At 43.2% G+C, this 13,249-nt stretch carries 9 protein-coding genes; all 9 read left to right on the top strand.

The window, feature by feature from the left end; all coding sequences use genetic code 11:
* The first annotated feature begins 74 nt into the window (after nt 1-74).
* The 9 genes from AC58QT_RS10995 to AC58QT_RS10955 all read left to right on the top strand — a co-directional run bounded on the left by AC58QT_RS10995 (nt 75) and on the right by AC58QT_RS10955 (nt 13,248).
* Complete coding sequence (locus AC58QT_RS10995; RefSeq protein ID WP_497409008.1) at nt 75-1,892, top strand: sensor histidine kinase; 1,818 nt, start codon at nt 75-77, stop codon at nt 1,890-1,892.
* A 13-nt stretch (nt 1,893-1,905) separates the two neighbouring features.
* Nucleotides 1,906-3,504, top strand: coding sequence for a response regulator (locus AC58QT_RS10990; protein WP_497409007.1), 1,599 nt, complete (start codon nt 1,906-1,908; stop codon nt 3,502-3,504).
* 194 nt (nt 3,505-3,698) lie between these two features.
* Entirely contained in the window at nt 3,699-6,578 is a 2,880-nt protein-coding gene (locus AC58QT_RS10985; protein ID WP_497409006.1) for a polysaccharide lyase 8 family protein, read from the top strand.
* 14 nt (nt 6,579-6,592) lie between these two features.
* Entirely contained in the window at nt 6,593-6,760 is a 168-nt protein-coding gene (locus AC58QT_RS10980) for a hypothetical protein (protein WP_497409005.1), read from the top strand.
* Between the two features lie 182 nt (nt 6,761-6,942).
* Nucleotides 6,943-7,956 (top strand): response regulator transcription factor, encoded by a 1,014-nt coding sequence (locus tag AC58QT_RS10975; RefSeq protein WP_497409004.1) that lies wholly within the window; start codon nt 6,943-6,945, stop codon nt 7,954-7,956.
* Between the two features lies 1 nt (nt 7,957).
* Nucleotides 7,958-9,766 (top strand): cache domain-containing sensor histidine kinase, encoded by a 1,809-nt coding sequence (locus AC58QT_RS10970; protein ID WP_497409003.1) that lies wholly within the window; start codon nt 7,958-7,960, stop codon nt 9,764-9,766.
* A gap of 99 nt (nt 9,767-9,865) precedes the next feature.
* Nucleotides 9,866-11,410 carry an extracellular solute-binding protein gene (locus tag AC58QT_RS10965; protein ID WP_497409002.1) on the top strand — a complete coding sequence of 515 codons (1,545 nt, stop codon included), beginning with the start codon at nt 9,866-9,868 and terminating at the stop codon, nt 11,408-11,410.
* A gap of 54 nt (nt 11,411-11,464) precedes the next feature.
* Nucleotides 11,465-12,376, top strand: a complete 912-nt coding sequence (locus AC58QT_RS10960) for an ABC transporter permease (protein ID WP_497409001.1) — start codon at nt 11,465-11,467, stop codon at nt 12,374-12,376.
* A gap of 2 nt (nt 12,377-12,378) precedes the next feature.
* Complete coding sequence (locus tag AC58QT_RS10955; protein ID WP_497409315.1) at nt 12,379-13,248, top strand: carbohydrate ABC transporter permease; 870 nt, start codon at nt 12,379-12,381, stop codon at nt 13,246-13,248.
* Nucleotide 13,249: the final 1 nt, after the last annotated feature.

Here is a 13,249-nt window from a genome sequence, read left to right as displayed (position 1 = left end):
TCAGGAAGAGCGCGCAGCCAGAACATGCGCCCTCTTCCCTGTTTTCTTTTTTACAGGAAGAGGAGTGCTTGGGGATGACATGGATGTACAGGAGATTTAAACAGTCGGTGCAAGTTCGGTTAACGGTTTACTTTTTAATTATTTTGCTGCCCTTAGTGACAGTCAGCCTACTCTCCAATGTGCAATCGAAGCGAAATATGGAAGCGCAGTTTGCTGAGCGAACGATCAACGGGATGGAATCATCCTTGGAATACATCGATCTCATCATGCAAGGATTTTATGATATGTCCACAACGCTGGCTACAGATCCGTACTTAATTCGAACGTTTGAGGACGGGGCTGCAGTACCTACAGCTACAGATATTCTGCAGTTTCAGAAGGCTTCTTCGCAAATTTCCAGCATGACATCAGTGAATAAAGCGATTAATCAGGCGGCTGTGCTACATCAACCTTCTGGATTTCTCATTAGCAATGGCGCGTATCGAAAGCTGGATAACATTGGGCAAATTCCTTTACTTCGCAGGACGGTAGAGTCCAACGGAAATATTGTTATCGTCCGACCTGGCGAGGAAAAGAAAGATATTCAGACCATTTTTGGAAACGATGTAGATCAAAATAACATCCACTTGCTGCGTCTAATGAATTTCAGCGATCCGCAAAGTAAACAAAATATTGTGCTCATGACCGTAAGCAGCGATTACTTAAAAAAGCTTATTGAACACTTGCTGCCCAAAGGTAATGCTCAGGTACATCTTTATGATAGTCAGAAGAGGTATATTGTAGGAACAGGTTCCAGCAGCCCTCTGAACGCCTCCGATTTTGATGAGGAGAACTCCCATATTTGGACAAAACGGCAGCAGATGAACGGAGAGCGGCAGCTTTTTGTCAAAACGACATCAGCCGTCTCTCGCTGGTCTTTAGTGATGATTCAGCCGGAAGCAGAAATTTTCGCTTGGACCCGGCAGGTACAGCGGAATACACTGCTAACTATTTTTATTAGCGCCATTGTAGCTGTATGGATTTCTTGGTTCGTCTATAGCGGTATTTCTTCACCTCTGACTAAACTCATCTTGGGAATGAAGCAGTTTCGTCAAGGACAGCTTGATACGGCTATTCAACACAAGCGCAAGGATGAATTTGGATTTTTGATGGACTCGTTTAATTTGCTGACAGCTGAACAGCGACATTTAATTCAAGGCATTTATGAGCAACAACTTCGTGCGAGTCAAGCGGAGCTGCGTCTCATGCAAGCTCAGATTAATCCACATTTTTTATATAATACATTGGATTCTATCTATTCGTCAGCGGTTATAAGCGGGGTAGATGATATAGGAGAAATGGTTTACAATCTCTCTAAATTTATGCGAATTAGTCTGGGAAAAGGGAAAAAGGATAGATTCACCATTGAAGAAACTTTCGAACATATGCTCTATTATGTGAAGGTTCAGCAAATCCGATTTCAGGATAATCTTCGGGTGCATGTTGTTATGAATCCTGAGTGTTCACAACTAAAGCTGGTCAAACTGCTGTTGCAGCCTCTCGTAGAGAATGCGATTATTCATGGAGTCGAGTGCAAATCAGGGAATTCGGATATTCATGTGAAGTGTGATTTGATGCCAGAGGGGGACGTTCTGCTGGAAGTGAGCGATAACGGAGTGGGCATTACGCCAGAGAGGCTGCAGTATATCCAAGAACAGTTACAACAGGTAACCGTCCAAAATATGCCGCTAATCATTAATGAAGAGCTCAGTTTCGCTGATCTCTTTGGTTTGCGTAATGTAAAGGCTCGCTTAAAGCTAACTTACGGGGAGGAGGCGGACATGTGGATAGAAAGCATTTGGAGCGAAGGAACGAAGGTTTTTATTCGAATACCGAAACGATTAATGGTTTAGGGGGGCATGGAACATGAATCTACTCTTGGTTGAAGATGAAGTAGGCATACGTACGCGAATTGCAGAATTTATCCCATGGGATCAGCATGGCATCACAATTGTTGGCATGGCGCAAAATGGAATTGAAGCCCTTCAGATCGTGAAAATCAAGAAGGTTGATATTATGCTGATCGACATTCAGATGCCGGAAATGGACGGATTGACGCTTGCAGCGGAAATAAATAAGAACCATCCTCAGGTGTGTATGATTATCTTGAGCGGTTACGAGCAGTTCGAATATGCACAAAAAGCAGTTCAGCTTGGCGTCATGAAATATCTCCTAAAGCCGGCACGCAACGAGGAAATTCTGGAGGCCGTGCTGCAAGCCAAGCAAAAAATACAAAGTGAGCAACAGGAGCGTTTTAACAGTATTTCGTTGAGGGAAAAGTGGAGCTACCACCTCTCGGCACTTCAGAGCGTCTTTTGGAACAACTGGGTAACAGGACAATATGCGGAGTGGGAGATTCTTCACAAGGGCGGAGAACTACAGCTCCAGTTGCCTGAAGACAGACTCTATCAGGTTGGTACTCTGGCCATTGATCCGTTAAGTGATGAAGATTCCCGCTTTAGCAGAAGTGATGAGTCGCTGCTTCAGTTCTCCATACAAAGTATAACGAAAGAGGTACTGGAGAACGATGCCTGTTATGTATTCCAAGATTCAACGGGGAACACAACGGTTATTTTTAGTCAGACGGAATTGGAAAATGAGGAAGTATTCTGCCATCGAGTGAACTACTCCTTAACCAGACTACTGTCGATTGTGAAGGAATGTCTAAAGGTTACGGCAAGCGCTGGGATTGGTCAAACGGCGCGCCGATTAACGGATGTTACACGGTCGTATTCACAGGCTAACGCAGCCTTACAAGAAAGAGTGATCTATGGTCACTATGTAGCGATTCACTCTAGAGACGAAAAAGAATCTGCGGATGTTAGAGAGCTTCCGGCAGCTGCAATTAAGAAGCTGACAGTAGCGCTGGATATGTGCAGCAAAGAGCTTGTGCTCGAAGCTGTAGAGGAACTGCTAGAGGAAATGATCCAACCAGAGCAGTCGATCGAGGAAATCCAACTCCAAGTCCTGCTTCTAAGCAGTATGTTGGTGCAGTGGATGCATGGAAAGGGTCTTCTCTCCAAGGAAGTGTTGGGTGCTGATCTTCATTATTTTTTGAACAATCAAGAATTGAAATCTCGTCGTCAAATTAAAGAATGGCTGGTTCGTTCCTTGTATGCCGTATTGGCTTACCTTGACAATCAACGCACGAAAGGAGTCAATAAGCTCACTTCAGCTGTGGTAGCGATAATTGAGGCGAATTTACATGAAAATTTGAGCTTACATACGATTGCCGAAAAGCTGTTCGTCAACTCCTCGTATCTCAGCAGGCTGTTTAAAATGCAAACAGGGCAACCTTTTAGCCAATATGTCATTACGAAGAAAATGGAAAAAGCCAAGGAATTGCTGCTGCAGGGGGATAAAGTTCAAGATGTGGCGAGTCAGGTCGGTTACATCAATGTCAGCTATTTCTCACGGACATTTGCTAAGATCTGGGGAGTTCTGCCTAGTGAATTGAGAGGATGAGGGTCATTAGCATATCTAAAAAGTCATCCTAGGATTATAAGAAGTAATCGTACGTGTCTATGTTAATTAAAAGGGGGCTCTTATACTTAGAATAGCGCTAGTTGGGAAGCGCTTACATATTATATTCATGGAGAGAGGTGTGAAATGAAGAAAACAAAGAACGGTAAGCTCATTTTAAAGGAGGAACTGCCTACATGATGAATAGTAGCAGTAGAGTGTTTTTGTTCTTGGCAATGCTCCTAATTGGGATGTGTATGTCCGCTTATAAGCCCATACATGCTGCGGTGCCAGCCGATTATACAACGATGAGGACCAAGTATTATAATTTTTTGACCGGAGGCAGCTCGTACGCCACAACCGATCCCTATATTATGAGTAAGGTCGGGTTAATTAATGATAATGCGGAGACGTTGTGGAATTCAATGAACAAGTCTGCGAATAGGACGTTTCTATGGAGCGATCTTGCTCCGAGCGCTTCTTCGTCGGAATTTATCCAAATTACCTACAGTCGACTAAAAGCTATGACACTGGCTTTAAAAACAAGAGGGGCAGATTTGGAAAACAACACAACGCTTCAAAACGATATCATTCTTGCGCTTGATTGGTTGAATGCGAATTGGTACAACAAAAACACAGTGGATTTTGACAATTGGTTTACTTGGGAGTTGGGAGCACCTATGAATTTAAATGATATTACCCTGCTCCTCTATGATGACTTGACCAGCACGCAGAGAACCAATTACATGGATGCAGTCGAACACTTTACACCTAGTATCACGTGGGCCGACGGTACCAACCGAGCTTGGCAGGCACAGGTGTTGATGGTACGGGGGATGATTGTTGGCAGTGATGCGAAAATTACGGCAGCTAAGAACGGCATCAGTGCCTTGCTTACTTATCAGACCAGTATGAATGTCGATGGCTTCTTTGAGGACGGTTCGTACGTTGGGCATAGCTACTTCTCTTATGCAGGGGGATATGGGGCGTGGTATTACGCGACTGTTCTGTCTTTAGTATATTGGCTGGATAATTCTCCCTGGGAAGTAACGGATGCCAATAAAGCCAATCTGGTCAAATGGGCATCCGAAGCCTTCCAGCCTTTAATTTACAAAGGAGCGATCTTCGATTTCTCCAGAGGACGGGATGTGGCACGCTACACAGACAGTGACCATGCTTCCGGCCATGGAGCAATAGCAAGTATACTGCTTGCAACGGATATGGCCTCACCAAGTGAAGCAATTAACTTGAAACGGCAAGTAAAGGATTGGATTCAAAGTGACACCTACCGGAACTACTTCAATAGCGTTTCAATTTTCCATCTGTTAAAAGCTCAGGTGCTGATGAATGACACCAGTATTACCCCTAGTGGTGGACAGTCGGTGTTTAAGTTGTTTCCCATCATGGATAAAGCCGTTTATCAACGTCCAGACTATGCTTTTGGTATTAGCATGTTCTCCACTCGTACAAAAAATTATGAAAGTATCAACGGAGAGAACACGAAGGGATGGCACCAATCCGATGGCATGACCCATTTGTACGTGGATGGGGAGCTTGATACTTTTAGCGGAAATTATTGGGCTACTGTGAATCCCTATCGTTTGCCAGGAACCACAGTGCTAACGGGTACATCGAATAGCAGCGCGAAGGGGACGGCCAATTGGGCGGGGGGCAGCAGCCTGAACAATGTGTACGGCGCTGTAGGTATGGAACAGAAGACGCCAGGAAAGACGCTGACTAGCAAAAAATCATGGTTTATGCTAGATAATGAGATCGTCGCATTGGGTGCAGACATTACGAGTACGGATAATGTAAATATTGAGACCGTGATTGAAAACCGTAAACTAAATGCCGCCGGCAATAACGCCTTCACTGTAAACGGAACGGCTAAATCCACCGCGCTCAATTGGTCGGAGACGATGTCCAATGTAAATTGGATGCATTTGACGGGCAATACATCGGGAGCGTCGATCGGTTACTATTTTCCTACTCCGACTACGATACAGGGGCTGCGCACAGCCCGCACAGGGACATGGGCGGCAATTAATCAATCGGTTCCTTATAACATTAGCACCTCGTTTACAGATTCTTACCTAACGCTGTGGAGTAGTCATGGCACTAATCCGGTTGGAAGCCAATATGCCTATGTGCTATTACCTAATGCCACTTCAGCCCAGGTTGCCAACTACGCAGGGAATCCAGATATCTCCGTGTTGGCTAATAGCGGAAGTGTGCAAGCTGTCAAAGACAATACCCTGAATCTGATTGCCGCCAATTTCTGGACGGATACAACGGTTACAAGCGGTGGCATAACTAGTAATAAGAAAGCATCTGTTATGATCAAACAGAATGGGCAAGAGTTGGAATTGGCCGTATCCGATCCCACGCAGGCCAACACGGGCAATATCCAGCTTGAGTTGAACCAAGCCGCGGCTGTGTTGCTGTCATCGGATCCTCAGGTGACTGTTACGCAACTTAGCCCTACGATCAAGCTGAACGTCAACGTTTCAGGAGCAAAGGGGAAGACGTTCAAGGCGAAATTGTCGATCCAAAGTGCTCTGTTCTCAGACAATTTTGAGGATGGAAATGCAGACGGATGGAGTACAACAGGAGGAACTTGGTCGGTTGTCACGGATGGGTCCAAGATGTATAGCCAAACGAACACAACGTTGAGCAGCGGGATATTTGCTACAGCTGGCAGTACGTCATGGACTGACTATTCGGTCGAAGCCAAAATCAAACCGATTTCTTTTCCAATTTCCACTGCTGTAGTAGGACTCGTCGCCAGATACACGGATGTTAATAACCGATATAATTTTAGCTATTCCAATGGCGTTCTGGATATTAGCAAGCGAGTAAATGGGGTTGCTACAGCCCTTGCGTCCAAGGCATATTCGCTGACCCCAGGCACCACTTACACGTTTAAGGCTCAGTTGAATGGTAGTACATTGGAGTTATATGTGAACGGGGTAAAAGAACTAACAGCTGCTGACGGATCCTTTACCTCCGGTAAGATGGGCTTGACGTCATATAAATCTTCCGTTCAGTTCGATGATATTGTCGTTTTGGATCAGTAGTGAATTCAATCTGTATGAGAAGCCAGCAACCTTTGCTGGCTTCTTGCTTACCAGAAACCGGAACGTATGTTCTTGTCAGCGGAGGTGCGTTGGACTCGAAGTCGGGGATCGAGATCAAGGATATTTTTACGAGGCTAAATGAATTGTTTAGTATTGATAAACCGAAGCTCCTTGGTAAATAAGGGGTCCGGTTTATTTTATTTTCTATTCATCTTGGAAATATTTCTAACAAATGTAATAGAATTGGTGTGGTATAGTGAAAAGTAAGTTTGCGAAATTTCCTTCCCTTAAGAGTAAGTGGGATAGAATGAGTTGATCATGGGCAAGCAGTTAAACTAACTAGGAAGATAGGAGAATTATAGGAATGTTTACAGTACTTGTAGCAGAAGATGAAATTTGGATTCGCAGCGCCATTACGGAAATGATCGAGCGCTTAGATCCGGATTTTACTGTTGTGGCAGAGGCGGGTAATGGTGAGGAAGCTTGGAATTACATACAGGAGAGCTGGCCGAATATCTTGATTACGGATATCATGATGCCCAAGAAGGACGGATTATGGCTTATCCAACAGATCTCGCAATACAACATTCCGATCGTTCCTATCATAGTGAGCGGCTATGACAACTTTACATACGCGAAGCAAGCGATGCGTTCGGGAGTGTCTGAATACTTGCTCAAACCAATTAATGAGGAAGAATTATCCGGAGCATTGAAAAGATCCATTCAAAAACTCCAAGGATTTACGGAGATGCGCAATGCTTGCTTACGGATACAATCATTTATTGAACAACTTTCTGAGTTGGATAAGCAAGAGCTCATGCTGGAACAGCAGACGCTTACGAACTATATTTTGAAGCTGAAAGTCACTCATCCAAGCATCCGTTCCAGCTATTTTCGTATCTTAATTAACAAAATGAGCGAACTTATTGCAGGTGTGTACCCCGAATTTGAACGTATTTCGATCATTGGCACGGAAGAGTCGGAGTTGAAGCATCATGTTCAGACTTTAACGGAAACTTGGGTGAAACACTATAAGGATCACTCGAAATCCGACATCAAAATCGTAATCAAAAAAGCATGTGAGTATATTCAAAGTCACTATGCCGAGGATTTAGAACCTGCAAAGATAGCAGAAATGTCGTTTATGAGCGAATCGTATTTCAGTACCTTGTTCAAAAAGCAAACGGGTTCCACTTTCATTCTTTACTTAAATCGAGTTCGAATTGATAAAGCCAAACAACTGCTGCTGGATCCTGAGATGAAAATTTATAGAGTCGCGGATCAGATCGGTTTTGTGACATTACCTTATTTTAACCGCGTGTTTAAACAAATGGTTGGCATGTCGCCAAATGAATATAGAAAGAGCATGGGCTTGTGATATGAGGGTAAAAAGCTCATCCATTAATGTGAAAATGACCCTCGCTTTTTTGAGTGTTAGTCTGATTTCCATTCTGTTGCTCGGTTACTTCTCAAATGTCTACTACAGTAAGGCTGTTGAAAAAGATTTTTTCAATATTTCTAAAGAAGCGGTTACCCGGTTGAATCATCATATGGAATATTATTTCAAGCAGATTCGTCTATCGTCCTCCTCGCTTCTGCAAAGCCAGATTGTCCAGCAATGGCTCTCCGATGAAGCGCCTGTCGATATTGATGATCTTGGAAAAGATTTGAAAAGATATATTGCCCTCAATTACTCGGAAATTGCAGGTATGGGTCTGCTGTCCAAAGATGGACGACTTGCTTCGATTACAGACTATTATGGCTCACAGAAAATAGAGCAGCAACAACGGTGGTCCGAGCTTCCATTAGTTCCTGAGATGAAGGTTATGCAAACGCATAAATTATCGAATAATCAATCAGACGGGGAACCTATTCTGACGTTGCTAGTCCCGATATACAGCACAAGGACACTGGAGTTAAGCGGGATGCTCATTATTGATCTGAAGCTAACCGAATTAGATGCAACATTTAGTCGTTCCAACCTAGGCAAAACAGGAATATTCTTCATCTTATCCAAAGACGATGTTGTCATTTACCACCCTGAAAGTAAGTGGCTTGGACTGCCTCGCTCTGAGACAGATCTAGCACCGCTTAATCTGAAGAAATCAGAGGAAACTTCGGTGCAGTTGTGGCAGGGCAAGAAAATGCTACATGCAGTAATTGAATCTCAAAGTACAGGATGGTCAGTCGTTACGCTTGTTCCCTTTGACGAAATGAACAGCGGACTTGTTGCAGCCCGAAATTCTACGTACATTGTCATCTTTATTATTTTTATAGGAATTATACTGGTGGTCCCTTTATTATCTTTTCGATTCGTTCAGCCGATACGTAAGCTAAAACGATTAATGGGTCAAGTGGCTAAAGGCAATTTAGACGTTAGAGCGGATATGATACCTGGAAATGACGAGTTTCAGCAATTGAACCTTAGTTTTAATGTCATGATTCAACAGTTGAACGACTTGATGGTGACTGTTGCGGATTTAAAGGTTCAGGAGGTACAGAGTCAACTTCGACAGAAAGTGGCTGTCATTCATGCACTGCAAAATCAAATAAACCCCCATTTGCTATATAATTCATTAGAAATTATTCGTAGTCTAGCTTATTTAGAAAATGTTCCCATGATCGAAACGATGTCCCGCAATTTGGCCGACTTATACCGCTATACGGCGAAATGGACGGAAATGACGGTATCTCTTAAGGAAGAACTTCATCATTTGAAAAAATATCTTGAGATTATTCATATTCGATTTCCAAAGTATTTTCAAAGTGAAATTATAGTTTCAGAAAAGTACCTATCATCTGAAATTGTCAAACTTACGCTACAGCCCATTGTAGAAAATGCAGTTAAATACGCAATAGAGCCATTAGGCGGAAGAGGGAGTATTCTGGTTAGCGCCTATACGGAAAAAAACGATCTCATTGTTGAAATTACAGACAACGGGCCTGGATTCGAGAAGCTTGAGATATTGGAACTAAATAAGCGGTTAATATACATGACCTCTCACATCGATGAAGGAATTGTAAAGCAGGATTCGTTAGGATTAACGAATGTTCATGCTAGGCTTGTCATGAAATATGGAGAGGAGTACGGCATTAGGCTGGCATCGTATCCAGGTAGGGGATCTGTTATATCTGTGAGAATACCTTATCGTATTTCTTCCTCCCATGAATTTGAGTCAATAGAATAGGAGAAGAAAACAAGGTTTTGTGTAACGAACAGCCTGTTTGATTCCGATATAATGAACCTAAATCATAACGTAATAACCATATTGGGAGGGAAATAGACAATGAGAAAATGGCTACTAGGAACGTCATCACTTGTGATTTTGGCTTCTAGTTTAGTAGGTTGCAGCAGTAATGAACCCAAGACGCAATCGGTTGCAGGTACAAGTACACCTACTCCTGCAGCGACAGCGAAAGATGACAAAGCAGAAAAACTGACGATTACGATGATGACCAACAGTTGGGAAGGCGGAGGGTGGCCGGAAAAGAATCCGATTGTTGACGAAATCAACAAAAAGCTAAACATTGATCTGAAGATTCAGTGGGTGCCCGGTGACAATTACAAAGAGAAACTAAATGTCATGGCAGCTTCGAACGAATTCCCGGACGTCTTTATGGTATATACAGCTGAATTTGCGAAATGGATCGACAAGGGCTTGTTTATGGATCTAAAGCCTGAAATCGATAAATATCCGAACTTAAAGAAATATATTCCTGAGAACCAGTTTCAATTTATGAGCCCGAAAGGCAAGTATTATGGACTACCTTATTATTCTACGGACATTCGGGATTCTCTCGTCATTCGTAAAGACTGGCTTGATAAGCTTGGATTGAAAGTACCAACAACGACAGACGAGCTGTACGAAGTTGCCAAAGCATTCGCAACAAAAGATCCAGACGGAAACGGACAGAATGATACGATCGGAATGTCTTTCGCTGTCACAGCTGCAACAGGAGCTTTTACGGATAATGACCATATTCGATATGCGTTTGGCTTGGGTAATGCATGGAAAGAGCTAAACGGTAAGATTGTTCCTGTGCAAGAGCAAGTTGAAGAAACGAAAGCGTTCGCCTCTTACTACCGCAAAGCGTATGCAGAGGGCGTTCTTGACAAAGATTTTGCGATTAACAAAATTGGCGATCCACTTGAGAAGTTTACGGCAGGTAAGCTTGGCATCAGCTGGATCAACCCGAACCAATATTATGATAAAGTTGAACCCGCTCTAATGAAAGTACAACCGAAAGCCGAAGTGCTTCAAATCGATCCTCCTAAGGGGCCAACGGGTCAACGTGGAACGAAAACCTTCACGCCGGGCACCACCAAATTTGTCATCAATGCCAAAATTGATAAAAAGAAGCAAGACCGCATTATGGCATTTATGGACTATCTGCTATCCGATGAAGGCGACAATTTGACTCGCCATGGTATTGAGGGTGTTCACTACAAGAAGACAGCGGACGGGAAATTCGAGAAGCTTGATGCATTTGACAAAGATCGTCCATACTTGTTTCCGTCGTGGTTCCTACGTAGATATGACCCGATGATCCTTATTCGGAAGTGGGACAATCAAGATTTGGTTGCTAAAATCAAGGATTTATACACGAACAATGCCAAGTACCCTATTTATAACCCAGGTGCCGCCTTTAACCCGGAAACAAGTGCCAAGCTATCAACTCCGCTCAACGCCAAATATGTGGATACCTTGGTAAAAGTGATCTCTGGTAAGGAACCTGTAGATGCTATCGATAAAGCTGTACAAGCTTGGAAAACAGGCGGTGGAGATAAAATCGTCGAAGAAATGAATGCGGAATACGTGAAATCTAAATAAAAATTACGAGCCCTCCTTATTGGAGGGTTCTCTATTAGGAGGTGAAGAATGATCATGTCTAAACGACTTATATGGAGACAATGGACTAGAGGAATTCCGCTGTATGTGATGATTTTACCTGGACTCTTGTTTTTTCTGCTGTTCAAATATTTGCCAATGGCAGGCATTGTCATCGCCTTTCAGCAATACGACCCGTTTCTAGGTTATCAGGACAGCCCTTGGGTTGGGCTGATGCATTTCAAGAATTTATTTGCCGAACAGGACTTTTTACTGCTGTTAAAAAATACGATGATTCTCAGTGCATTCAATTTGTTTCTGTTTTTCCCTATACCAATTCTTCTTGCTGTTTTATTAAATGAAGTCAGAGTTTCCTGGTTTCGTAAAACGATGCAGACCCTTGTCTATATGCCTCATTTCTTATCCTGGGTTGTCATTGTCGGCATCACAGTGTTGCTGTTTGCCACACAAAGCGGCGGCATTAATCAAGTGCTCGCGAACTGGAATTTACCTAGACTCGAACTATTGACTGACATGAATTATTTCCGTTATATCTATTTGTTTCAAAATATTTGGAAAGAAGCTGGCTGGAGCGCGATCATTTTCCTTGCGGCGCTTGCTTCGGTAGATCCGAGCTTGTATGAAGCAGCAGTTGTAGATGGAGCGGGACGTTGGCGTCAGATTTGGCATATTACGCTGCCAGCGTTGCGCACGACGATTATTATCTTATTTATCTTAAGACTTGGAAGTGTGATGGAGATTGGCTTTGAGCATATCTATCTCATGCAGAACAGCTTAAATCGCGAAGTTTCTGATGTGTTCGACACTTACGTGTACCGGAACGGGGTTATGCAGGGAGAATTCAGTTATACAACGGCTGTTGGGCTGTTCAAATCCGTTGTTGGACTTGTTCTCATCATTATTGCTAACTTCGCGTCTAAAAAGATTGGAGAGGAGGGGGTGTACTAATGATGCGTAAATTTGATGCACGGGGCAAAAATGCGGTGTTCACCACTCTCGTATACGGCTTGCTAGGTGTTACATTAATCCTAATACTGCTGCCTCTTCTGTATGTGTTGATCAGTTCTTTCTCAAGCAAACACGAAATTGTAACCAGAGGTTTTTTTCTTATTCCTCACGAATGGGTGATTGATGCCTACGGTTATTTGCTCAGCAACGAGAATTTTAAAACGGCATTTTCTAATTCCGTTGTCATCACGGTGGTTGGTACCCTAATTAATATTGTGTTTACCAGCTTGATGGCTTATGGGCTATCCAAAACGTGGTTGAAGGGACGCAGAACACTGAATTTTATTGTATTGTTCACGATGCTATTTAGCGGGGGAATGATCCCCACGTATCTGGTCGTACGAGAACTTCACTTGCTCGACAGTTATTGGTCTTTATTTCTGGTAGGCGCCATCGCGCCTTTCAACTTAATTGTGATGCGCAGTTTCTTTCAGAACATTCCGCCTGAGCTTGAGGAAGCGGCTAAGATGGATGGTTGCAGTGAACTGCGACTATTCTGGAAGATTGTCATACCGCTGTCCATGCCTGCCATAGCTACGTTCACATTGTTTTATGCGGTGCACAATTGGAACACTTATTTCTTAGCCATCTTGTATATCAATGATTCTACGAAATGGCCGTTGCAAGTGTTTCTGAGACAGATGCTGATCGTATCGGAATCGAGCATGGAGAACCAAGCAGGAAGTTTTGAATTCGGACCGGCTGTTAAAATGGCTGCAGTCATCTTGACGGCACTTCCGCTGTTGATTGTTTACCCCTTTATGCAAAAATACTTCAACAAGGGAATGCTTCTAGGTTCAGTAAAAGGCTAAT

Source organism: Paenibacillus sp. J31R109, from assembly GCF_059692055.1.
Note: the sequence above shows the minus strand (reverse complement) of the source record. Positions and strands in the feature narration are given on the sequence as shown.

Coding starts and splice junctions, on each gene's coding strand:
- AC58QT_RS10990 (WP_497409007.1), top strand. CDS start 1,906: ATGAATCTACTCTTGGTTGAAGATGAAGTAGGCATACGTACGCGAATT.
- AC58QT_RS10955 (WP_497409315.1), top strand. CDS start 12,379: ATGCGTAAATTTGATGCACGGGGCAAAAATGCGGTGTTCACCACTCTC.
- AC58QT_RS10970 (WP_497409003.1), top strand. CDS start 7,958: ATGAGGGTAAAAAGCTCATCCATTAATGTGAAAATGACCCTCGCTTTT.
- AC58QT_RS10960 (WP_497409001.1), top strand. CDS start 11,465: ATGTCTAAACGACTTATATGGAGACAATGGACTAGAGGAATTCCGCTG.
- AC58QT_RS10965 (WP_497409002.1), top strand. CDS start 9,866: ATGAGAAAATGGCTACTAGGAACGTCATCACTTGTGATTTTGGCTTCT.
- AC58QT_RS10995 (WP_497409008.1), top strand. CDS start 75: ATGACATGGATGTACAGGAGATTTAAACAGTCGGTGCAAGTTCGGTTA.
- AC58QT_RS10980 (WP_497409005.1), top strand. CDS start 6,593: ATGAGAAGCCAGCAACCTTTGCTGGCTTCTTGCTTACCAGAAACCGGA.
- AC58QT_RS10985 (WP_497409006.1), top strand. CDS start 3,699: ATGATGAATAGTAGCAGTAGAGTGTTTTTGTTCTTGGCAATGCTCCTA.
- AC58QT_RS10975 (WP_497409004.1), top strand. CDS start 6,943: ATGTTTACAGTACTTGTAGCAGAAGATGAAATTTGGATTCGCAGCGCC.